17 protein-coding genes and 1 other annotated feature are annotated in these 24,528 nt (G+C 35.6%); of the genes, 5 read left to right on the top strand and 12 right to left on the bottom strand.

All coding sequences use genetic code 11. The features are described from left to right. Nucleotides 1-112: 112 nt before the first annotated feature. Nucleotides 113-1,381, bottom strand: coding sequence for a tyrosine--tRNA ligase (tyrS, locus tag CRO00_RS06695; RefSeq protein WP_097072905.1), 1,269 nt, complete (start codon nucleotides 1,379-1,381; stop codon nucleotides 113-115). A 101-nt stretch (nucleotides 1,382-1,482) separates the two neighbouring features. Next, nucleotides 1,483-1,684 (bottom strand) — a binding site (T-box leader). A gap of 104 nt (nucleotides 1,685-1,788) precedes the next feature. Here tyrS and CRO00_RS06700 point away from each other — a divergent pair. Then, a complete protein-coding gene (locus CRO00_RS06700; RefSeq protein ID WP_097072906.1) occupies nucleotides 1,789-4,656 on the top strand; it encodes a transglycosylase domain-containing protein in 2,868 nt (955 codons plus the stop codon). A gap of 59 nt (nucleotides 4,657-4,715) precedes the next feature. Here the strand turns inward: CRO00_RS06700 and CRO00_RS06705 are convergent, their stop codons facing one another. The 5 genes from CRO00_RS06705 to acsA form a co-directional block, all read right to left on the bottom strand. Then, nucleotides 4,716-5,861 (bottom strand): acetylornithine transaminase, encoded by a 1,146-nt coding sequence (locus tag CRO00_RS06705; RefSeq protein ID WP_097072907.1) that lies wholly within the window; start codon nucleotides 5,859-5,861, stop codon nucleotides 4,716-4,718. Further along, the gene (gene argB / locus CRO00_RS06710) at nucleotides 5,858-6,637 is read right to left on the bottom strand and encodes an acetylglutamate kinase (protein ID WP_097072908.1); all 780 of its coding nucleotides are present in this window, start codon (nucleotides 6,635-6,637) and stop codon (nucleotides 5,858-5,860) included. Before argB ends, CRO00_RS06705 begins: the two co-directional genes overlap by 4 nt. Next, nucleotides 6,600-7,826 carry a bifunctional ornithine acetyltransferase/N-acetylglutamate synthase gene (argJ, locus tag CRO00_RS06715; RefSeq protein ID WP_097072909.1) on the bottom strand — a complete coding sequence of 409 codons (1,227 nt, stop codon included), beginning with the start codon at nucleotides 7,824-7,826 and terminating at the stop codon, nucleotides 6,600-6,602. Before argJ ends, argB begins: the two co-directional genes overlap by 38 nt. A gap of 12 nt (nucleotides 7,827-7,838) precedes the next feature. Beyond that, nucleotides 7,839-8,873 (bottom strand): N-acetyl-gamma-glutamyl-phosphate reductase, encoded by a 1,035-nt coding sequence (gene argC, locus CRO00_RS06720; protein WP_202615633.1) that lies wholly within the window; start codon nucleotides 8,871-8,873, stop codon nucleotides 7,839-7,841. Between the two features lie 232 nt (nucleotides 8,874-9,105). Next, nucleotides 9,106-10,833: an acetate--CoA ligase gene (gene acsA, locus CRO00_RS06725; RefSeq protein ID WP_419865864.1), complete on the bottom strand. Its 1,728-nt coding sequence runs from the start codon at nucleotides 10,831-10,833 to the stop codon at nucleotides 9,106-9,108. Between the two features lie 285 nt (nucleotides 10,834-11,118). On the opposite strand from acsA, the gene CRO00_RS06730 reads away from it, so the two are divergent. The 3 genes from CRO00_RS06730 to CRO00_RS06740 are packed head-to-tail and all read left to right on the top strand — an operon-like array spanning nucleotide 11,119 to nucleotide 13,580. Next, nucleotides 11,119-11,751: a GNAT family N-acetyltransferase gene (locus CRO00_RS06730; RefSeq protein ID WP_097072911.1), complete on the top strand. Its 633-nt coding sequence runs from the start codon at nucleotides 11,119-11,121 to the stop codon at nucleotides 11,749-11,751. A gap of 25 nt (nucleotides 11,752-11,776) precedes the next feature. After that, complete coding sequence (locus tag CRO00_RS06735) at nucleotides 11,777-12,427, top strand: acetoin utilization AcuB family protein (RefSeq protein WP_097072912.1); 651 nt, start codon at nucleotides 11,777-11,779, stop codon at nucleotides 12,425-12,427. Further along, the gene (locus tag CRO00_RS06740) at nucleotides 12,420-13,580 is read left to right on the top strand and encodes an acetoin utilization protein AcuC (protein ID WP_097072913.1); all 1,161 of its coding nucleotides are present in this window, start codon (nucleotides 12,420-12,422) and stop codon (nucleotides 13,578-13,580) included. Before CRO00_RS06735 ends, CRO00_RS06740 begins: the two co-directional genes overlap by 8 nt. Before the next feature lie 125 nt (nucleotides 13,581-13,705). Here CRO00_RS06740 and ccpA read toward each other — a convergent pair whose 3' ends face one another. Both ccpA and CRO00_RS06750 read right to left on the bottom strand, forming a co-directional pair. Next, nucleotides 13,706-14,713 (bottom strand): catabolite control protein A, encoded by a 1,008-nt coding sequence (gene ccpA / locus CRO00_RS06745; protein WP_097072914.1) that lies wholly within the window; start codon nucleotides 14,711-14,713, stop codon nucleotides 13,706-13,708. Nucleotides 14,714-14,931: 218 nt separating this feature from the next. Then, nucleotides 14,932-16,017 carry a bifunctional 3-deoxy-7-phosphoheptulonate synthase/chorismate mutase gene (locus tag CRO00_RS06750; protein ID WP_097072915.1) on the bottom strand — a complete coding sequence of 362 codons (1,086 nt, stop codon included), beginning with the start codon at nucleotides 16,015-16,017 and terminating at the stop codon, nucleotides 14,932-14,934. Between the two features lie 171 nt (nucleotides 16,018-16,188). Here CRO00_RS06750 and CRO00_RS06755 point away from each other — a divergent pair, with 171 nt between their 5' ends. Further along, on the top strand, nucleotides 16,189-18,348 hold the full coding sequence (locus tag CRO00_RS06755; protein WP_097072916.1) for a cell division protein FtsA: 2,160 nt from the start codon (nucleotides 16,189-16,191) through the stop codon (nucleotides 18,346-18,348). 56 nt (nucleotides 18,349-18,404) lie between these two features. Here the strand turns inward: CRO00_RS06755 and CRO00_RS06760 are convergent, their stop codons facing one another. The 4 genes from CRO00_RS06760 to CRO00_RS06775 form a co-directional block, all read right to left on the bottom strand. Then, on the bottom strand, nucleotides 18,405-18,869 hold the full coding sequence (locus CRO00_RS06760) for a YtxH domain-containing protein (RefSeq protein ID WP_097072917.1): 465 nt from the start codon (nucleotides 18,867-18,869) through the stop codon (nucleotides 18,405-18,407). 21 nt (nucleotides 18,870-18,890) lie between these two features. Continuing rightward, nucleotides 18,891-19,370, bottom strand: coding sequence for a DUF948 domain-containing protein (locus tag CRO00_RS06765; protein ID WP_097072918.1), 480 nt, complete (start codon nucleotides 19,368-19,370; stop codon nucleotides 18,891-18,893). Nucleotides 19,371-19,511: 141 nt separating this feature from the next. Continuing rightward, entirely contained in the window at nucleotides 19,512-20,828 is a 1,317-nt protein-coding gene (gene murC / locus CRO00_RS06770) for a UDP-N-acetylmuramate--L-alanine ligase (protein WP_097072919.1), read from the bottom strand. Between the two features lie 233 nt (nucleotides 20,829-21,061). Continuing rightward, on the bottom strand, nucleotides 21,062-24,193 hold the full coding sequence (locus CRO00_RS06775; RefSeq protein ID WP_097072920.1) for a DNA translocase FtsK: 3,132 nt from the start codon (nucleotides 24,191-24,193) through the stop codon (nucleotides 21,062-21,064). Between the last annotated feature and the right edge of the window lie 335 nt (nucleotides 24,194-24,528).

A 24,528-nucleotide genomic window follows, 5' to 3' on the forward strand; every position in this document is an offset into this window, starting at 1 on the left:
GTCATACTTTTGTTTGGAAAAATAAAAAAAATCAAGGACTTTTGAGGTGTGGTAACTATATTTCAAAATGACAAAAGGCTAACCCAAATTTTGGATTAGCCAACTATATCTATTAAATAAATTTCACCATATGATATTTTTTCTTACCACGGCGGATGATTGCAAATGCATCCTCTAATCGATCTTTTGCATCTACAGTATATTCAAGATCTGTAATTTTTTCACCATTAATAGAAATGGCACCATTTGTTACATCTTCACGTGCTTGACGTTTTGATGATGATATCCCTGCATCAACAATTAAATCGACAATGTTTTTATCTTCTTTTCCAATTTCAACAGAAGGCACACCAGCAAAAGCTACTTTCATTTCATCGACAGAAAGTGCTTTTAAGTCACCTGAGAATAACGCTGCTGTAATACGTTCTGCTTGTTGTAAGCCCTCTTCACCATGAATAAGCTTTGTCATTTCTGAAGCTAAAGTTTTTTGTGCCTTACGTAAATGAGGTTCTTCTTGTACAGCAACTTCTAATTCTTCAATTTCTGCTCTAGATAAGAAAGTAAAGATTTTTAAATATTTTACTACATCCGCGTCAGCTGTGTTAATCCAGAATTGGTAGAACTCGTAAGGCGATGTTTTCTCTGCATCTAACCAAACCGCGCCACCTGCAGTTTTACCAAATTTTGTACCATCTGCTTTTGTTACTAATGGAATCGTAATGCCGAAAGCTTTTGCTTCTTCGTCATGGGTTTTACGAATAACTTCAAGACCAGTTGTAATGTTCCCCCATTGATCGGAACCTCCAACTTGAATACGAACATTGTGGTTGTCATATAAGTGGTTAAAATCCAGACCTTGTAAAATTGTATAAGTAAATTCTGTAAATGAAATACCTGTTTCTAGACGAGAAGCAATTGTATCCTTTGCAAGTAAGTAATTTACGTTTACAAGTTTACCGTAATCACGTAAAAAATCGATTACGCTCATTTCTCCAACCCAATCATAGTTGTTTACTAATATCGCGCCATTTTCACCTTCACTAAAGTCAAAAATACGTTCCATTTGCGCTTTTAAGCCTTCAACATTTTTTTCAATTTGTGCTGTAGTTAATAAATTACGTTCTGAAGACCTTCCAGAAGGGTCTCCAATCATGCCTGTTGCTCCACCCACTAAAAGTACTGGACGGTGCCCTGCTTGTTGGAAACGACGTAATGTTAATAAAGGGACAATATGACCAATATGCATTGAATCAGCTGTTGGATCCACTCCAACATAAAGGGATACGCTTTCCTCGTTTAATAACTTTTCCATTCCTTCAGCGTCTGTTTGTTGATATAACAATCCACGCCACTGTAGATCTTCAATTAATTGGTTTGTCATGATATTTCCTCCTACCTTCATTATCTTTGGTTTACAAATCAATAATTTATACATATACACTGTTGCAATAAAAAAAGCCCCTACACGCAATTTTTATTGCATGCAGGGACGTTAAATATACGTTAACGCGGTACCACCCAGCTTGGAAAGCAATTCACTTTCCCACTCGAAATCGCCTATCGTGACGAGAACGTTCAAGCTCCAAGAACGTAATTCATGTTTACACTATGTCTAGCTTCCACCAACCGCTAGCTCTCTATACAGGAAATGAAAACACTACTTCAAACTTTTCAGCACTTGAAAAACTATAATGAATATTTTACCTGTTCCTTTTTCATTGTCAACAGCTATGTTCGAACAATAGCGAATTATGTTATAATAAACAAGATTTTAGGGAGGTCGATTTAGTGAAAGAGTGGTTACAACTTTTCAAACAACGCATCGAACGAATCAATGAAAAAATTGAAACAATAGAATCTTCACAACGTTTAAGAACAGTACGAATTACTGGGAGTGTATTATGGAACTTAACACTCATTTTTGTAATTAGTTTATTAATAGGAATAGTATTCGTAGGAGCAGTTGGTGCCGGTTATTTTGCCTCACTTGTAAAAGACGATCCTCTCTACTCCGGCGATAAAATGAGAGAGCAGATATACAGCTATGAAGAAACAAGTGAAATCTATTTTGCTAATGAAATATATATTGGGAAACTTCGAACAGATTTAGAACGTCGGGAAACAACACTAGATGCGGTTTCTCCAATGTTATTAAATGCAGTATTAGCAACTGAGGATGAATATTTCGAGGAGCATAACGGGATTGTTCCAAAAGCTGTTTTACGCGGTCTTTTACAAGATTTTACAAATTCATCAACCCAAACTGGTGGATCAACATTAACACAGCAATTAATTAAAAACCAAATATTAACAAATGAAGTTTCGTATGAGCGTAAAGCTAGAGAAATATTGCTTGCATTCCGTCTTGAAAAATTCATGACAAAAGAAGAAATATTAGAAGCTTACTTAAATATTATTCCTTATGGTCGTAATGCGTCTGGGAAAAATATAGCTGGAGTTGAAACAGCTGCACAAGGTATCTTCGGTGTTTCAGCAGCAGATTTAACTTTACCACAAGCTGCTTATATAGCTGGTATTCCCCAAGCTCCTTTTGCCCATACACCTTTTACAAACAAGGGAGTCTTAAAAGATAAGGAAGGGTTACAGCCAGGTATTGACCGAATGAAAACCGTTCTAAGTAGAATGTATGAAGTTGGTTACATAACAGAAGCAGAATATAAAGAAGCTTCAAATTATGATATTACACAGGATTTCCGTGAACCAGAGTCACAGGCTACTGATAATTATCCTTGGCTTACTTATGAGCTAGAAAGTCGCGCAAAAGAAATAATTGCGGGTATTTTAGCTGAAAAAGATGGAATTGATCCTAAGCGTCTTTTAGAAGAAGAAAACTTAAAAGAGAAGTATTTAATTTTGGCAGATCGTAACGTTCGTTCAGGTGGTTATCGAATTTATTCGACTATCGATAAAGAGATGTATGATGCTATGCAAAAAGCAGCAGAAAACTTTCAATACTATGGTCATACATTCACAACGACTATAACAGACCCTGAAACAAAAGAAGAGAAAACACTCGAAATGCCAGTGCAAGTAGGAAGTATCGTCATTGAAAATAAAACAGGGAAAATTTTAAGCTTTGTAGGTGGCCGTGATTTTGAAATCGAACAGCTGAATCATGCCACACAAGCATATCGACCTAATGGTTCCACAATGAAACCACTACTAGCTTACGGCCCTGCAATTGAATATGGCTTAATTGGTGCAGGTAGTCCTGTTGTCGATGTAAAATTCACACGTAGTTATGATGGCTATAGTCCTACTAACTATATTGAAAGTGAAGAAAGAGGATTAATGCCAGCACGTGAAGCGTTAGCATATTCTCAAAACTTAACAGCATTACGTCTCTATGATGCAATATTAGATCGTCAACCTGCTACTTACTTAGAAAAAATGGGATTCTCTAAATTAAGCGAAGGTGATTATGTAAATTTAGCTACTGCTATTGGTGGTTTAACAAATGGTACTACTGTTGAAGAAAATACAAATGCCTTTGCAACATTTGCAAACAGTGGTCAATTTATCGATGCATACATGATTGAAAAGATTGTCGATTTAGATGGAAATATCGTATATGAACATAAAGCAGAGCCTGTTCAAGTATTTTCAAAAGAAACGTCTTATATCGTAACGGATATGCTTCGAGATGTATTAGACTATGGTACTGGGGCAAAAGCAAGAAGTATGTTAAAATTCGGTTCTGATTTTGCTGCTAAAACGGGAACTACGCAAGAATATAAAGACGTTTGGCTAGTTGGATATAACCCGAACGTAACTCTAGGACTTTGGATGGGTTATGATCAGCCAAGAACACTTTACCAATTTAACAATACTTACTATCAACCAAGTACCCGTGTCAATATGCTTTGGGCAAACTTAATGAATTCAATTTATGATGTGAACCCAGAACTAGTTGGAACAAAAGAAAGATTTAAACAACCTGAAAATGTTGTGAATGCATCATTCTGTGGCATTTCTGGACTAGCGCCTTCAACTGCTTGTTCCAATGCCGGATTTGTCCGTTCCGATTTATTCAATCGCAATGTATTTGTCCCTTCTCAACCAGATGATAGTTTAATATCTTCATCTGGAGAAAGTGTAATGGTGAACGGAAAAGCTTATCAACCATTAAGCTCTACACCGAGAGAGTTTGTAATATCTGGTGGCGGCGTTGGCATTAATCCTGACTTTGCGAAAAGAATACTTGGTCGATTAGGTGGAGACCCTTCAAAATTAGTTCCATCTAGCAAGGTGATTTCAACTGCTACCTTTAATGCAGATAGTAGTGCACCCCAAGCAGTAACGGCAACATTACAAGGCAGCGCACTTACTTGGACAAAATCTCCTTCTAATGATGTCATTGGTTACCGGGTATATGATGTGACAAATGGCCGTACATTAGTTAATACATTACGTGATGGTGATGGACGTAAAATTACGGTTCCAAGCAATGGTACTTTTACAATAGTTGCAGTTGATATTACTGGATTAGAGTCAGCTAACTCTAATACGATTTCTACTAATACCGCTACACCAACAACGCCTGAAATACCAAATGATGAAGGTGAACAACCCGAAGAAAATGATAGTTCAGATGGGAATCAACCAACACCTAATCCTGAACAACCAACTGAGTAATCGTGACAAAAAGAAACGCAAGAATGTTGTATTAACAAACATTCCTGCGTTTTTTTAATCTACGCGAACACTTTGGACAATAACACTTCTTCTAAAATTTCAACAGCTTGGTCAATTTCCTCTATTGTTACATTTAATGGTGGCAATAAACGAAGAACTTGTGGACCAGCTGCAACTAACAATAATCCTTTTTCTTCCGCCTTCACTACAAATGGTGAAACATCCTGCCCACAATCAATTCCGAGCATTAAGCCTTTTCCTCGAATCGTAAATTGATCACTTGGCAATGCTTTTTCTAACCTCTCAACTAAGTACGTTGATTTTTCAACAACCTCATCTAGAAATGATTGTTGGAATACAATATCCACTACTGCTTGCGCAACAGCCACACCGAGTGGATTCCCTCCAAATGTCGTTCCATGAGAGCCAGGGCCAAACGTTTCAAAAAGTTCTTCAGTAGCTAAAATTCCTGCAAACGGGAATCCCCCACCAAGTCCTTTTGCCATTGAAATAATATTTGGTTTAAGAGAAGTTTGTTCAAAGGCAAATCTTGTACCAGTACGTCCAATTCCTGTTTGTACTTCATCCACAATTAATAAAATGTTACGTTCTTCACAAATTTTATTAATTGCATCTGCAAATTCACTCGTTACCGAATTTACTCCACCTTCACCTTGAATAATTTCAAGCATAATTGCCGCAACTGAATCGTCAATTGCATTATTTAACGCTTCAACATCATTAAATGGTAAGTACGTAAATTTATCAACTAATGGTCCAAATCCTTTATGGATCTTTTCTTGACCTGTTGCACTCATTGCGCCAAAAGTACGACCGTGGAATGAATTCACAAACGTAATAATATGGTTTTTACCTGTATGTTTACGTGCTAACTTTATTGCAGCTTCATTCGCCTCTGCACCACTGTTACAGAATAAGGCATATGATAAATGGTTATCCTTCACTAAACTTGCTGCTAAAGCTTCTTGACCTGGACTTTCGAAAAGGTTACTTGTGTGCCAAATTTTTTCACTTTGTTCTTTGATTGTATTTACAAGGGCTGGATGACTATGCCCTAAACAGCATACAGCAATTCCACTTGTGAAATCTAAGTAGCTTTTGCCATTGCTATCTTTTACAACTGTTCCATTTCCTTCAACAATGCTAATTGGTCTTCTTGCATAGTTATTAAAAAGTGCACTCATTTGACTAGCTCCTTCGATAGAATTGTTGTTCCTGTTAAACTATCATTTACAATTTGCACTGAAGGGATTCCAGCATTTAATACTTGTAGCGCTCCTTGTACTTTTGGAATCATACCACCATATATATGGCCGTCGTTAATCCATTGATTAATTAACTCCTCTGATGCCTCTTGTTGGTATTCCCCTTCAATTCGAATTCCTGCAACATCTGTCACAAGAAGTAGACTTTCAGCATTTATGGCTAATGCTACTTCACTAGCCACTGTATCTCCATTAATATTTAGTGCCCGCCCATCTACAGTTGCACCAATACATGAAATAACAGGGACAATCTTTTGTTCAATTAAACCATTCAGTAAATCTGTATTTACTTTTTTAATTTTCCCAACAAAGCCATATGTCTCTTTGTCTAAAAATTCACTTTCTAGTAAGTTCCCATCAAAACCATTTAAACCAATTGCTTTAATACCCGCCTTATTTAATTCATGGACAAGTGCTGGATTCACTTTTCCAACTAATGTTGATTGCACAATCCCTATCGCATCTTCACTTGTTACACGAATTCCATTAATCGCGGTAGATGTGACATTTTGCTTTTCTAATTCACGGTTAATGGCAGGGCCGCCACCATGGGTAATTAATATTTCATATCCTTGTTCTTGCAATTTTTTAAAATTGGAAAAGAAGGCCTCATTTAAGCCTTCTAATGTACTACCGCCAAGTTTTATTACAATTCTCTTAAGAGCGGTAGGATGCGTTGATTTGAACGTAGTCATATGTTAAATCACACCCCCATGCTAATCCGTGTCCATCGCCTTGACCTAATGACACATGAATTTTAACTTCATTGGCTTTTAATATTTTAATCAGTTCATCTTCAGAAAACTTAACTGGTTCACCATTTTCAACCATTAAAGCATTTCCGATTTTAATTGTAATTTTTTCAGGATCTACAGTTGCACCACTATACCCTACTGCAGCAATAATACGACCCCAGTTTGCATCACAACCAAAGACAGCAGTTTTCACTAAAGGTGAACCTACTACAGTTTTTGCAATTTTACGAGCTTCTTCGTCAGAAACCGCACCTTCTACTTCTACTTCGATTAATTTTGTTGCACCTTCTCCATCTCTTGCAATTGCCTTTGCTAAATCTTCTGCAACTGCTTTTAACGTACCATAGAAATTAGACCATTCAGGATGTGCTGGAGATAATGGTTCATTTCCTGCAAGACCATTTGCCATTACAAGAACTGTATCATTAGTAGAAGTATCACCATCAACAGTAATAGAATTGAATGTTAAATCAGTAATTTCAGATAATGCTTTTTGTAGTTCACTAGATTCAATATTCGCATCTGTTGTAATAAAACCAAGCATTGTTGCCATGTTTGGTTCGATCATGCCAGAACCTTTTGCCGTTCCGGAGATAACAACTTCTTTCCCATCAATAATCGTGCTGTAAGTTGTATTTTTCATAACCGTATCAGTTGTTAAAATTGCTTGTGCAAAATCAATCCCATCCTCTAGGTTATTTCCTAAATTCAACTGTCCTACTCCATTACGAATTGGTTCCATATTTAAAATTTCGCCAATTACTCCTGTCGATGCAACACCCACTAAAGAAGGGTCAATTCCTAATTTTTCTGCAGCTAATCTTTGCATTTCATAAGCATCTGCAATTCCTTGCTTACCTGTACAAGCATTGGCATTACCAGAATTCACGATAATTGCTTGCATTTTCCCTGTATTGTAAACTACTTCTCTCGATACTTTTAATGGAGCTGCTTGCACTGCGTTTGTAGTAAATACACCAGCAACACTCGCAGGTACATCACTTTTTAAAATTGCTAAATCTTTCTTTTTATGTTTGATGCCACAGTGAATACCAGCAGCTGAAAATCCTTTTGGTGATACGATGTTTTTACTAGAAAGTTTTCTAACTTCATATATTAAATTTGTCATATATTCTCCTCCTTATATAAATAACGGAATTACATCTAAACCTGTTTTTTCTGGTAAATCGAATTGTACGTTCATATTTTGGATTGCTTGTCCTGCTGCACCTTTTACTAAATTATCAATAACTCCTACAATCGTTGCTCGATTTGTTCGCTCATCTAGTTTTACGAATATATCACAGTAATTAGAGCCTTTTACTCGATTCGTGCCAAGTGAAGAAACGTCACTGACAACACGAACAAATGGGTGATTTTTATATGTTTCTAGTAAACAATCATTTAGTTGTTGATTCGTAACACCCGGTAAAACTGGTGCATAAGTTGTGGCTAAAATTCCACGGGTCATCGGTACTAAATGTGTATTAAAGCTAATCGTTGTTCTAGCATCTGCAAACATTTCGATTGCTTGTTCTATTTCAGGAATATGTTGATGTTCGTTTACTTTATAAATTGCAAAATTCTCATTCATTTCACTATAGTGTGTTAATTGAGAAGGTTTATTTCCTGCTCCAGAAACTCCACTTTTCGCATCAATAATTAAATGTTGTGGATCGATTAACCGTTCTTTTATTAAAGGTAAAATCGAAAGTAGGACTGCTGTCGGATAACAACCTGGATTTGCAATTAAATTCGCAGTTTTTATATTCCCAGCATTCCATTCAGTTAAACCATAAACACTTAAGTTTACAATTTCTTGGGGAGCTGGTGGGTTTTTATACCATTTTTCGTATTCATTTAAATCTTTTATACGATAATCGCCTGATAAATCAATTAATTTCGGTCCTACACCTACGAGTGGTGGGAGTAATGTACTTGTTACCCCTGAAGGAGTACTCGTGAAAACAACATCGAAAGTCGATAATGTTTCCGCTTCAATTTTCCTTAAAGCTTGGTCATGAATTGTCAACAAATGGCCAAACTTTGACGAAAAGATAGTCCCTTCCTCCGACGATGTAAACAATTCAATTTTTTCAACTTCTGGATGATTATGCAAAAAACGAATTAGTTCTAATCCGCCATATCCAGTTGCTCCTATAATTCCAACCTTCAATCCTCTCACCCCTAATTTTAGATAAAGATAGTATAAGTCTGTATAAATATTTAGTCAACTGTATTTTTATATACTCCGCGTTTTTGGAGGAATACAATTAAAAAAGGACACTTATTTACATATGCAAATAAATGTCCTTTTATGACAAGTGAATAAATATTAATTTTTTAACAGCCATTTATTTATATTTTAATAGTAATTAATAAATTATTAGTATTTATGATGTAATTTATTAATCTTCCATAGTAGATAAGTCACCAGTTGGTAAGTTTAACTCCCAAGCTTTTAATACTCGGCGCATAATTTTTCCACTACGCGTTTTTGGAAGTTTTTCTTTAAATTCAATTTCACGTGGTGCAGCATGTGCAGCTAAGCCTGTTTTTACAAAATTACGTATTTCTTCAGCTAATGCATCAGTCGGTTCAACACCTTCTCGTAATGCAATAAAGGCTTTAATAATTTCACCACGTACAGGGTCTGGTTTCCCAATTACCCCTGCTTCAATTACATCTGGGTGCTCAAGAAGTTTACTTTCTACTTCAAATGGACCTACACGTTCTCCAGCAGTCATAATAACATCGTCAACACGACCTTGGAACCAGAAGTAGCCATCATCATCCATGTATGCAGAGTCACCTGAAACATACCATTCACCTTTTAAGAAGTAAGACTCGTAACGAGCAGGATTGCCCCAAATTTGGCGCATCATTGCTGGCCAACCTTTTCGAATAGCTAAGTTACCCATTGTAAACGGTGGTACTTCATTTCCTTCGTCATCAACAATTGTCGCATAAACACCTGGAACTGGTTTCCCCATTGATCCTGGCTTAATTTCCATTGTTGGATAGTTACAAATCATATGTCCACCAGTTTCAGTCATCCACCATGTGTCATGAATACGATGTCCAAGTTCATCCATTCCCCAACGGATTACTTCTGGGTTTAATGGTTCCCCAACAGATAATACATGGCGAAGTGAAGATAAATCAAATTGCTCTAAGAAACTTGTTCCTGCTCCCATTAACATACGGAAAGCAGTAGGAGCACTATACCAAATAGTTACACCATATTCTTGAATCGCCCCATACCAAGCTTGTGGACTAAAGCGCCCACCGATAATAAGATTTGTAACACCATTTAACCATGGTCCGAATACACCATAAGCTGTACCTGTTACCCAACCTGGGTCAGCTGTACACCAGTAAATATCATTTTCTTGTAAATCCAGAACCCATCTAGCAGTTTGGTATTGTTGAATCATTGCATTATGAACATGCAAAACTCCTTTTGGTGCACCAGTTGAACCTGATGTATAGTGAAGTAGCATTCCATCTTCACGATCTACCCACTCAATCTCAAATTGTGTAGAAGCTTCTATTAACTTGTTATTGAAGTCAATGATTTGATCGCTTTCTTCAATACCTTCACCTACCAAGAAGACTTTCTCTAACTTCGGCAACTTTTCAACTGGAACTCGGCTAAGCAAGCTTGGAGTTGTAACAATTGCTTTTGCTTCACTATCTGAAAGTCGATCATATACAGCACCTTCCATAAATGCTTCAAATAATGGACCAACAATTACGCCCATTTTGATAGCACCTAATAGTGAAAAATAAAGTTCCGGTGATCGTGGCATAAATATAAATAAACGATCTCCCTTTGTTAAAGTTGAATACTGTTTAAAAACATTTGCTGCCTTATTAGTAAAGTCCTTCATTTGTCCAAATGTGTAGGACTCTTTTCGATTACCATCATCAAAATAAAGAGCTACTTGATCTTGACGATGTGATTCCGCATGACGGTCAATCGCTTCATACGCTGCATTTAGCTTCCCCGTAGTATGCCAACTAAATGCTTTTTCTGTTTCTTTCCAGTCGAATGTTGCAGCTGTTTCATCATAGTTTTTTAAATGATGATCCCCGTTAACAACCGCTAATCTCTCTGTAATTTTCATCCCCATAAAAATTACCCCCTTCAAATCAAATACGACTCGGCAATTCCGCATAGATTTTAAACTGTTGTATAAAAGTACATTCTATTATCTAAACGTTCCCGAGACATTAATCATTAACTATTATACAACAGTTAATAATTAAACATAATTGTATTTTACAATATTAGAAACAATTTACGCAAAATATTTTTAATTTTTTAATAATTAAAGGAATTTTCGTAAAAAGTAGCTTTTTTTTACATAAAATATAATATAATGAAACTATATAAAATTCATTTGGAGCGAATGAGAATGAAACATATTAAAAATTTTTATAGTATAGAGATGGATACGAGGCATGGGTTAGTAAAAGTAGAAGGACCAGTACCACCTGAACAACTAGAAAAATATGAGTTTCACAATGATTTAGTAGCATTTAGGCCACCAGTGCAACAAAAACAAGCTTTAATTGAGATTGCAAAACTAGAAGAAGGTCGGATTGTAATTATTCGCAACGACCAAACTATCGTTGGTTATGTTACATATTTATATCCCGATCCTCTTGAACGATGGGCAGAAGATAGAATAGATAATATGATTGAACTCGGTGCAATTGAGGTTATACCTGCTTATCGTGGTAGTGGTGTAGGTAAAAAACTGTTACAAGTATCTTTTATGGGAGACGAGATGGAAGATTATCTTGTCATTACAACTGAATATTATTGGCACTGGGATTTAAAAGGAACAGGTTTAAATGTATGGGACTACCGAAAAATGATGGAGCGCATGATGCAAGTTGTAGGTTTTGAGTATTACGCAACAGATGACCCTGAAATTACCTCCCATCCTGCCAACTGTCTCATGGCACGTATCGGTAAACGAGTGAATAATGATACAATTGAACGGTTCGATCGTTTGCGTTTTAGAAACCGTTTCATGTACTAATTATTCAATTAAGGGGGAAATAGAAATGATCGTTGAAGAAATTATGAATAGACATGTTTATTCACTATCACCAACAAACACAGTAAACGATGCTGTTCGATTAATGAGAGAGAAAAAAATTCGCCATCTTCCAATTGTTGATGGACAAGGTACTGTTGTTGGAATTATTACAGAACATGATGTAAAAAATGCTCTTCCTTCTTGTTTAAAGGAAGAACCAAATTCAACTATTCACCAAACACCAATTGAAGAAATTATGACCAAAAATCCAATTATCGGTCACCCATTAGATTTTGTAGAAGAAGTGGCCGTTACCTTTTATGAAACGAAAATCAGCTGTTTACCTATCGTTTCGGGAGGAGAACTAATTGGTATCATTACAACAACCGATTTACTTTATACCTATATTGAATTAACGGGAGCACATAAACCTTCATCTAAAATAGACATTCGAGTATCCGATAAACCAGGTACGTTATCAGACATTACACAAATTTTCAAAGAACATAAAGCAAATGTGCTTAGCGTTCTCATATTTCCTGATTCTAAAAACGAAAATAGCCGTATTTTATCAGTCCGAGTTCAAATATTAAATCCTCTTGCTATTATTGGCGAATTACGTAATCAAGGTTTTGATGTACTTTGGCCAAATGTTCCAGGAGTACACAATGAGTAAAAATGCAGTTTTTATTTATTCACCAGAACAACTCGGCTATAAATTCTCAGATTCACACCCTTTCAATCATAAACGGTTACTTTTAACAATGGATTTACTTAAGAAAATCGATGCACTTTCGGATGACGATATTGTTCCCGCAAGAATAGCAACCGATGAAGAAATCGCCCTTGCCCATGATAAAAAATATATAGAGATTGTAAAAAATGCAGGACACGGGTTATTAACTCCACAACAGTGCGAAAATTACGGAATAGGTACTGAAGATACTCCGATTTTTCCAAACATGCATGAAGCTAGTAGTCTGCTAGTGGGCGGTACTTTACAAGCAGTTGATTATGTAATGCAAGGAAAAAGCAGACATGCTCTAAATTTAGGTGGTGGATTACATCACGGTTTTCACGGAAGAGCTTCAGGTTTTTGTATTTACAACGATAGCAGTGTAGCTATCAAATATATGCAAGAAAAGTATAATGCTCGTGTTTTATATGTAGATACCGATGCACATCATGGCGACGGTGTTCAATGGTCTTTCTATGATGATCCAGATGTTTGTACTTTATCTATCCACGAAACAGGCCGATATTTATTTCCTGGCACGGGAAATGTTACTGAAAGAGGAAATGGTCAAGGATACGGAACTTCTTTTAATTTCCCACTCGATGCATTTACCGAGGATGAAAGCTTTTTGGAAGTATATGAAACAGCCATGCGGGAAGTTTTTGAGTTCTTTAAGCCTGATGTTGTATTTACACAAAATGGTGCGGATGCCCACTATTTCGACCCGTTAACGCATTTATATGGAACGATGAATATTTACCGAGAAATTCCGAAACTTGCGCATAAACTTGCACACGAATATTGTGATGGAAGATGGATCGCTGTAGGAGGCGGGGGTTATGACATTTGGAGAGTCGTTCCTCGTGCTTGGTCCTTTATTTGGACAGAAATGAATGATTTGCCTTATCCAACTGGAGAGCTTCCAAAAAGTTGGCTCGAAAAATGGCAGAAAGAAGCTCCAGTACCTTTTATCCCTACATGGGAAGACCCAAATCCATTATACGAGCCCATCCCTAGAAAGGCAGAAATAGAAGAAAAAAATGCACAAATGCTAACAAAAGCATTACATATTATTCGCAATGAAAGAAAATAAGAGACGCGCGACGAGACTTGCTCAAACGCTATCAACTAGAAAAGTAATGGCGGCTTGCTCAGGCTCGAATTGTGCTATAAACGAAATAAACTAGTGAAGAATGCATCTCTTCACTAGTTTTTATTTTAGTCATTTTTTTTTACTGACTTTCTAACTTCGATACGATGAGGAATAATTACTTCTTGGTCTTCAATTTCTTCCTTGTTCATAATTTTTGTTAACAATCGCATTGCTACAGCACCGATATCATAAAGTGGTAACACAACACTTGTAAGCTGTGGACGTACCATTCTCGCTAATTTTGAGTTTTCAAAACTAATGACCTCAATATCCTCAGGTACTTTATATCCGTTATCTTGGGCCCCATGAACAATACCAATCGCTAACTCATCACTACCGGCAAAAAAAGCTGTCGGAGGTTGCTCTAAAGTCATGACAGTCTCCCAAGCTTCAATTCCACTATCATATGAACCCTCTTCTGGCAGAATTAACTGCTCATCTATTTCTAACCTTGCATCGGATAATGCTTTTTTATAAGCTTCTAACTTAAATTTAGAATTGATGGTGTTATGGAGAGGACCCGATACAAATGCAATGCGTTTATGTCCATTAGCAATTAACATTTGTACAGCTTCATAAGATGCTTGGAAATAATCAATATTTACAGAGGCAAATTGATTGGATTCATCAACTGTACCAGCTAGAACAATTGGGACCGGAGAATGATCCATTGATTGATGCAATTTTGGGGTCACAGCATCACTCATCATGACAATTCCATCTACTTGTTTTCCGTACATAGTATCAAGGAGAGTAAGTTCTTTTTCTTCATTTTGGTCAGAATTTGCTAAAATAATATTATATCGATACATTGTGGCGATATCCTCTATACCACGTGCCGCTTCAGCATAAATATTATTCGAAATATCTGGAATAATTACTCCGACTGTTGTTGTTTTTTTACTTGCAAGACCTCGTGCAACGGCGTTTGGTCGATATTCTAAACGTTCTATTACTTCTAATACTTTTTTTCTAGTAGCAGGTTTAACGTTTTGGTTTCCATTTACTACACGTGATACGGTCGCCATTGAAACGTTTGCTTCGCGTGCAACATCATATATTGTTACAGTCAAAGGATACGCCTCCTTGTTTTTATATTGTAAACTCATCATACGACAATTCTCGTTTCTTTTTCAATATAAAGTCTTATTTAAATACCAAGTAATAAAACGACATTTTTCGACTTTTTATCATTACCATCCATTTCAGAGGATTCTCATTCTCTCGAATATTAAAACGCAAAGATGTTGAATCATACAACACCTTTGCGTTCACGGTAAAGATTTTTAAATTAAGCTTTTAACTCGTATTGCTTCATGAATTTTTGAATTTCATCATAGAAAGCATTGAATTGTGGAATATCCATTTGTTGTTGTGAATCAGATAGTGCTACTGATGGATCTGGGTGTACTTCTGCCATTACACCATCTGCACCAATTGCAATTGCAGCTTTTGCACAAGGCAATAATAAATCACGACGTCCAGTAGAGTGAGTTACGTCAACAAATACTGGTAAATGCGTTTCTTGTTTTAAAATTGGTACAGCAGAAATGTCTAATGTATTACGTGTTGCTTTTTCGTAAGTACGAATACCACGTTCACATAGCATAATATTTTCATTACCTTTTGACATGATGTATTCAGCTGCATGGATGAACTCATCAATTGTAGCTGCTAAACCACGTTTTAATAAAACTGGTTTATTTGTTTCACCTACAGCTTTTAGTAACTCGAAGTTTTGCATATTACGTGCACCAATTTGAATTACATCAACATAATCAAGTGCTTCTTCGATATGTGCAGGTGTAACAATTTCAGTAACTACTGCTAAACCATATTCTTGAGAAATTTGTTTTAAAATTTTAAGTCCATCTAAACCTAACCCTTGGAAATCATAAGGAGATGTACGTGGTTTGTATGCTCCACCACGAATTAATTTTTGACCTTTTTCTTTAATAGAAGCGGCAACAGCTGCAACTTGTTCATAAGATTCAACTGAACATGGACCAAATACAAATGTAGGAGTCCCTGCACCAATTTGTTCTCCATTTATATTAATTACAGTATCTTCTGACTTTTTCTTACGTGATACAAGAAGTTCTTTTTTCTTCTCAGCTTCTAATTGTTTTAAAGCTGTTTTAAAGATTTGTTTAAAAATATAATCAACCGTCATTTGATTTAACGGACCTTTGTTATTCTCTCTCAATAAATTTAACATATGGCGTTCGCGAAGAGGATCATATCGGTTAACACCTTGCTTTTCTTTGATTTTACCGATTTCATTTACTACCTCTGCACGTTCATTAATTAAACGTAAAATTTCTAGGTTTAATGCGTCGATTTGACTACGTAACGCTTCTAAGTTTTGCTCACTCATTCCCTTTTCTCCTCTCCTTCGTACCGACTCTTTCAGAACGCTGAAATGTGTGATACATTTTAAGATAATAACTTTATTATAATCAACAAACTTCAGAATGTCACGTTTTTTTAATTTAGCGCTTCAACTCGCTAAAGTATTTTTATTATTTTCTGAAAGGAAGCGGTTACAATGTGTTCGAAATTATTTGCTTTAGATATAGGTACTCGTTCCGTCGTAGGTATTATTATAGAAGAGCAAAACGACCATTTTCATGTGTCAGACATTATTGTGAAAGAACATAAAGAACGTGCAATGGTTGATGGTCAAATACATAATGTTCTGTATGTTGCAGAACTAATAAAAGAAATTAAATCTGAACTTGAAGAAAAGCACGGACCATTAACAAAAGTAAGTGTCGCAGCAGCAGGTAGAGCATTAAAAACAGAACAAGCTAGCGTAACAATTAAAATACGAAATCGTCCAATATTTACAGAAGAAGATATTAGTCGATTGGAATTACAAGCAGTTCAACAAGCACAAGCTAAACTACTTCAAAATAAAGAAGACGCAAAAATGAGTCATTATTATTGTGTTGGTTATTCTGTTCTTTATTACAAATTAGATGGAGAAGAAATTGGAAATCTACTAGATCAACAAGGTGACGAGGCGACCGTCGAAGTAATTGCGACATTTTTACCTCGAGTGGTTGTGGAGTCTTTACTTGCCGCGTTGAAACGAGCAGATTTAGAAATGGAAGCTTTAACACTCGAACCGATAGCAGCTATCAATGTGTTAATTCCTCCTACAATGAGAAGGTTAAATGTTGCTTTAGTTGATATTGGTGCAGGAACATCTGATATCGCCATCACAGATCAAGGAACGATTGTTGCATATGGAATGGTTCCTACAGCTGGTGATGAGATTACAGAAGCGTTAAGTGACCATTATTTATTAGACTTCCCTATTGCAGAAAAAGCAAAGCGCCAAATTACAACGGATGAAACGATTTGTATTAAAGACATTCTAGGATTTGACCAAGTTATCCCAAAAGAAGAAGTATTAGAATCTATCAAACCTGCTATTCGAAATTTAGCTGAAGCAATTGGCAATGAAATATTAAGATTAAATAATCAAGAAGCTCCTAAAGCCATTATGTTAGTTGGGGGAGGAAGTTTAACACCGAATTTAACAACGGAACTTTGTGACATATTAGCACTACCTTCTAATCGTGTAGCAGTTCGAGGAATTGATGCAATTCAAAATTTAACAAAAGAGGAATCCATTCCGGCAACACCAGAACTTGTTACACCAATTGGAATTGCAATTGCTGCTAAAAAAGCGCCCGTTCAATATATGACCGTTATTGTAAACGAGCAAATTGTTCGTCTTTTTGAAATGAAAGAAATGACAGTTGCAGATGCTTTTTTAGCTGCGAACATTCGTGCAAAACAACTTTACGGAAAACCTGGACAAGGTATTTCAATTTCAGTAAACGGACAAGATATTTTTATCCCTGGCGAACATGGACAGCCAGCGACCATTCTTGTTAACGGTGAGACTGCTTCGACGAAAACCCTTATACATCATGGTGACAATATTTCACTAATTGAGGGCATTGATGGGGTTGATGCAAAAGCAACTGTCCGCGATATTGTAGATAGTGCTTCTGTAAAAACTGTGACTATTCAAGGAACAATGTATATTGTTGAACCAAAAGTGAAAGTAAATGGTGAAAATGCGCCACTTGATTTAGAACTAAAAGATCGAGATCATGTTGAAATTGAAACAGTCGAAACAATCGATGAACTATTAAAAGCAATTAATCGACTGGACATACTCCATAAATTACAATCATTTTTCATTCATATTAATGGACAACCAATGTTTTTACCTGAATTTAGCGCAAAGTTATTTATTAATGGAAAACCAAGCAAATTACAATATCCAATTCATAGTGGGGATACATTAACGATTGAAGATTCACCTCTCCCTACTGTTCAAGCAGTTGCAAATAAATTGGATGTGCTGCTAGAAGAAAAAATAATGGTAACTTTCCAAAATGAACATTTAGAATTAAAGAAAGTTTGTAGAGAAGTATTAGTAAATGGAGCAGTTGTACAGCCGACAACAACCATTCAAAATGGTACTACGATTCAAATTATTGAAAAAGATACACAACCTTGGATTTTCCAAGATGTTTTTCGCTATTCCAATTGGCAACTGCCAACAAACTTTAAAGGGCATTTTACTATTTTAAAAAATGGCAATGCTTCATCCTTTGATGAGGAAATATTTGGAGGAGACAAGCTTGAAATCATCTTATCCGAGTATCCAGTGACTTCAATGTAAACCAAAAAACAAAAACGCAAGGATGATGGTGTACTACCAACATTCTTGCGTTTTTTTTAAATTGAAGAAGGTCGTGCAATTTCTGCCATATCTACACCTTCATAAGTTTCATTTTCCAAAGGCTCTTCCCCTTCGTATGAAACCGTACCATCATCAAATACAGGAGGTACTTTTGTAGATTTCGCTTTTACTTTATCCACTAATTGAGTAGATTGTTCTTTTATTTGATTTGAAAGCTGAACTGTTTTTTCTTTTGCTGTAGAAGAAATGACAACACTTTTATCTTTTAATTGGACAGCTTGGCTTGCAACATCATTTCGTAAGTCTCTACCTGTTTTTGGTGCTAGTAACATGCCGGCTGCTGCCCCAACAATCCCCCCAACTAATGCACCGATTACAAAGTCTTTCATATTCAAAGTTTCCTCCTCATAAATATCAACATTATTTCCTGTATACACTTGAGGTAAATTTGTTACAACTTCATTTTTCACTTCATTATAATTTGGTTTTTCCCCGCTCATTTGTCCATCCCCCATTCGTTCTTACTTACTGCGTTTTGAAGAGTTTTTCACTATTTTTTCTGTTGCTTCATCCACATCATCTTGATCTATTACTTTTCGCTGCTTCCACTTTTCGGCAATTTCTATAGCTACATTACTCCATTGTACTACTTGTGCTATCTTTTCTTCATTTTTACTAACTTCTTTTGTAATAGAAGTTGTAATTTGATTAATTGAATTGTTTAAACCTGTAACTGAAGTGCCGATATTTTTTACTGCATCAACAACAGAATTTAGTTTTTCTGATTTTTGAGTAATATCTTCTGCCAATGTATTGGTTTTAGCAAGAAGAGAGGTTGTCTCACGAGTAATTCCTTCCATTTGTCCTTCGATTCCTGCCACTGTCCCAGCAATACTATTTAACGTATTTTTTAAGGAGAATAGAGTCATTCCCACACTAATACATAGGACTAAAAAGCCGATTGCTGCTATTAATACTGCAACATATAAAATGATTTCCATGATGTAAACCTCCTGAGACTCGTTTAGTGTATTATTCGACAAAAAAATAATAAATCCTTTTTTACAAAGAAAACTACGGTTATATACAAGAAAAACAACAAGTTAAAATGGATTTTACAAAAAACAGCCTAAACGAAATGTTTAAGCTGTTTCTTCACCACTTTTCAAAATATCTTCAAATGCTTCTTGATACTTATGAACATCACCTGCACCCATAAACAAGAAAACAGCATTATTATGCTTTTTTAACATTTCAATATTTTCTACATGAAGAACATTACTACCTTCAATTAGATTAGCCAAATCTGAGATTGTTAATTCTCCCTGTTTTTCCCGAGCCGAACTAAAAATTTCGCATAAATAAATAGCATCTGCCTTTTTTAAACTATCCGCAAATTGTTGCATGAAAGCTTGGGTACGACTAAATGTATGTGGTTGGAAGATTGCCACGATTTGTCGATCAGGATATTTTTGGCGTGCGGATTGAATTGTTGCATTTATTTCTGTCGGATGATGCGCATAATCATCAACAAGAACATTATTACCAATTTTCGTCTCTGTAAAACGTCTTTTTACACCCGTATAAGTATTTAGACGCTCTTGGATGACATCTGCTGGTATTCCTTCATAATGACATAAAGAAATAACTGCTAAAGAATTAAGAATAGCATGATCTCCATAAAGTGGAATCTTAAATTTATCATAATATTCGTTGCGTACATACACTTCAAATGTTGTACCATCCGTAGACTTTTCAACATTTCTAGCAGCAAAGTCATTATTTACACCTAACCCGTAATAAACAACTGGTACATTTGCTTGTATTTTTTGTAAATGTTCATCATCACCACATGCAATAATTGCTTTCTTCACTTGTAAAGCTAGTTGTTGAAACGCAGAATAAACATCATTTACATCTTTAAAATAATCTGGATGGTCAAAATCAATATTTGTCATTACTGCATAATCTGGATGGTATGCTAAAAAGTGACGACGATATTCACATGCTTCCATGACAAAGTAAGAAGCATTTTCCTCACCAGAACCAGTGCCATCTCCTATAAGGAAGGATGTGGGCATAAAACCTCCAATTACATGACTCATTAAACCTGTTGTTGAAGTTTTACCATGTGCACCAGTAATTGCGATAGACGTATAATTTTTAATATAGTCCCCTAAAAACTTATGATAACGGATTACTTCTGCACCTATTTCTTTAGCACGTACAATTTCAGGATGCTCGTCTGCAAATGCGTTACCAGCAATTACAGTCATTCCATTTTGAATATTATTTGCATCAAAAGGTAGGATTGTTATGTTTCGATCTCGTAGGGGCTGTTCTGTGAAATAATAAGTTTCTACATCCGACCCTTGAACTTGCTCTCCTGAGTCAAATAAAATTTGAGCAAGTGAGCTCATACCAGAACCTTTTATACCTGTAAAATGATAAAATGTCATATTAAAAAACCTCCCGGGATACTTAGGTCCCAATGAATAAAGTAAGACTACACAATGAAAAAATTTTAATTGTAATTATAGTTAGTTTGTGCCATTTAATAAAAACTTACCCCATTATAGCACTATTTTTATTAAACTTTAAATGTAGGTATACACGAAAATATTTAAATATTTTCTGAAAAAAAATGAGAGGGAATTCCCCCTCATGATAATGCTTTTTACTTGAAAGAAAATTAATCAAACATATTTGATAAATCCGTATCTGTTATATAAACTTCTCTCGGTTTACTTCCTCTTTGCTCAGATATAAAACCCTGGCTTTCTAACAAATCGATTAATCTAGCTGCTCGGTTATAACCAATATGATATTTTCTTTGAATCGAGGAAGTAGATGCAGTGCCCTGTTCGTAAACAAAACGGCAAACCTCTTCAAACAATTCATCTTGTTCTTCAATCATTTCTGTTTTTTTCAATAATTCATCCTGCTCAAAGACATAATCTGGTTCACCTTGAGCACGTACATGTTCAATAATTTCTTCGATTTCGTCATCCGTAACAAAAGTCCCTTGCAAGCGAATTGGGGCACTCATTCCGTTACCTAAATACAACATATCCCCTCTACCAAGGAGACGTTCTGCACCCTGATTATCTAGTATCGTACGTGAATCCACTTGTGAAGATACCGCAAAGGCGATACGTGTCGGAATATTTGATTTGATTAATCCCGTTATAACGTCTACAGATGGTCTTTGTGTTGCAACAATTAGATGAATCCCACAAGCCCGTGCCTTTTGCGCAATTCGGCATATTGCTTCTTCTACATCTGCTGGGGACATCATCATTAAATCAGCTAGTTCATCTATCACAATTAAAATATAAGGCAACTTATGGCCATAATCACCATTTGATTCTGCTAATTTATTAAATCGCGGAAGGTCACGAACACCAGCATGGGCAAATAATTGATATCTTCTTTCCATTTCTTCAACGGCCCATTTTAATGCAGCAGTTGCAGCTTTCACATCTGTTATAACAGGACTAACTAAATGTGGAATGTGATTAAATGGTGCAAGTTCAACCATTTTCGGGTCAATTAACATTAGTTTTAACTCGTGAGGCGCCGCTTTATATAATAAACTCACTAAAATGGAATTAATACATACTGATTTACCCGAACCTGTGGCACCCGCGATTAGACCATGAGGCATTTTTCTTAAATCAATGGTTACTGGTTTACCTGTTAAATCAAGCCCTAATGCTGCTTCTAATGGCGATTCCGATTCGGTAAAAGATTCACTATTCGTTACTTCTGATAATCGGACAGCTCGTGAAATACGATTTGGAATCTCAATACCAATTGAACTTTTCCCCGGTATTGGCGCTTGAATTCGAATATCTTTTGCCGCCAACGCTAGTTTTAAATCATCTGCTAAATTCCGTATTTTACTAACCTTAGTTCCATGACCAACTGTAATTTCAAATTGGGTAACAGCAGGGCCTTGCATAATCGATTCGACTTGTGCTGTTACTTGGAAATGGGATAAAGCTTCAACTAAAACATCTGCCTGAGATTCCATCCAATCCCGATCTTCTGTTTTTTCCTCTGGTGGTGATAAAAATTCAAATGATGGTTTCACATAAATTTTTATTGGCTTTTTCTCCTCAACCTCTTCAATAGGTTCTGGGAGTTCATTTTGATTTTCATCGTTTCGATCTTTTTGTTCTTCATTATTAATAGCTAATTGTAAATCTGATTGGATTTCTTCGTTCTGCTCTGTTTTCACCTCTGAAGTTGGTAAACTTGAGATAACATGTGAGTTCGGTAGGTTAATTTGTTCAATTGTATTAGTTTTCATTGAATTTGAATGCCTAGATAATTCCTTAATTACATCATTATGTTGAATGGGTTGTTTTTGTGCTAATTTTGCTGCGTATTTTTCTTTGTCAGACTTCAACATTAAGACATTAAACGGCAATGCACCACGCTTTTTCTCTTTATCTTGCTCAACAGTAATTTCTTTTTGAGAATTATTGTTATCTCCATCTTCGGTAGAATGACTTTTATGGGTATCATCGCTTGCCGTATTTTCGTTTTGCTCATTTTCAGTACTAGTTTCAATTTCTTCAACTAATATTGGGAAATCTTCAACCTGTTCGTAAAACTCCTCTATTATTTCGATTTCATTTTCCTTAGAGTCGACTACATCTTCAATCTCAATTGAAATAGGCTTTTTGAAAATTTCACTAGCTGGGGCTTGCAGTTCTGCAACCCTGTCCGAAACTGTAATTTCAGGATGAACTTGGATTTCCTCAGTAACTTCTTGCCGTTCAACTTCGATTTGTTCCTGTTGATCAGCTTGTTGATCATTTTTCTCAATTTGAACCTTAGTCATCTCGGGAAGTTCGGATTGATATTTGTGTTCTTCATCGCTCTTTACTTGCTCAATTTTTCCAACAATATGTTGATTATTCTGCACTTTAAGTTCCTCTAAAATTTCCCGTGCACTTTGTTGCTTTACTACACTTTCAATAGTTTGCTCTTCATGTTCTTGTACAATCTCTATAATGGTATGGTGCTTTGGTTGTTCTTCAAGAAGTACTACATTTGTTTGAACATGTTCTGTTTTTTGCCCTTCTGTCTGAGATTCAATCTGCACGGTACTTGCAACTTCCTGTGATGATTGAAGAACTTCTTTAAGAATTTTATTATTTGTTTGTTGCTGTTGATTATTAGCTGAAATACTTTTTGTTTCCTCATCATTTGATTCAGCTGGCTTTTGTTCAGATTCTTGTTTTTTTGTTAACAATTCATTAATATTACTTGGTTTTCTAAACCCGTGAACTGGTGATGGAACATTGGTTGGGACAAATCTTCTTTTATTTACAGAAGGAGTAATACTATCCTTTTTCATTTCAGATGCTGGACTTACCCTTTTTGTCACGCTCTTAATTGGTTCCTCTTTTTTCTCAACCCTTCGAATAGTAGAATTATAGTTAATTGGAGTTGATTTTCCTTTATTACTATTTCGTTGGCGATTTTCTAGTAATTCACGTATTCCTGAAACTTCCACATCATAGACTTTGGATATAGCATTTTTTTGATAATAGTAATCTGTAATGTTTTTATTATTTCGAGGTTCATTTACTTCTTGACCAAAATCATTCTGTAATGGAGTCTCATCTAATTCATAATCTTCTATTAAAGGAAAACGGAAACTTGAACGTTTTGATTCGGTATGCTCTATCTTTTCATTCGTTTTAATCGAATGGTCTGTGTCTTCATGTATTTCATCTTCGTAATACTCTTCGTCATCTTCTCTATCATTTAAAAATAGTTTATTTAGTTGTTTTTTAAACCAATTCAATTTATATCACTCTCTTCTACAAACATAGCATTTTTATTCTAAAGTTATTATATGTATAAGGTCAGGATAATTTAACCATAAAGAGATATATAATAGATTTTTTTCTATGTGAATATATTTAGATTAATATAAAAATACCCATACATAATTATACAGATTTCAATGTATATCAAAATCATACCACATATTCATTGCAATATTATAACAATGGTGCAACATTTAGTTAAAAGAATAAAGGACGTCTAAAAGTAATAATTTTAGACGTCCTTAAACTTAAGTATACAGTTTGTATTAATTTTTATTCGTTCCACAAAGGTTGTCCTACACTTCAAGGA

This window comes from Ureibacillus xyleni, from assembly GCF_900217795.1.
Lineage (GTDB): Bacteria > Bacillota > Bacilli > Bacillales_A > Planococcaceae > Ureibacillus > Ureibacillus xyleni.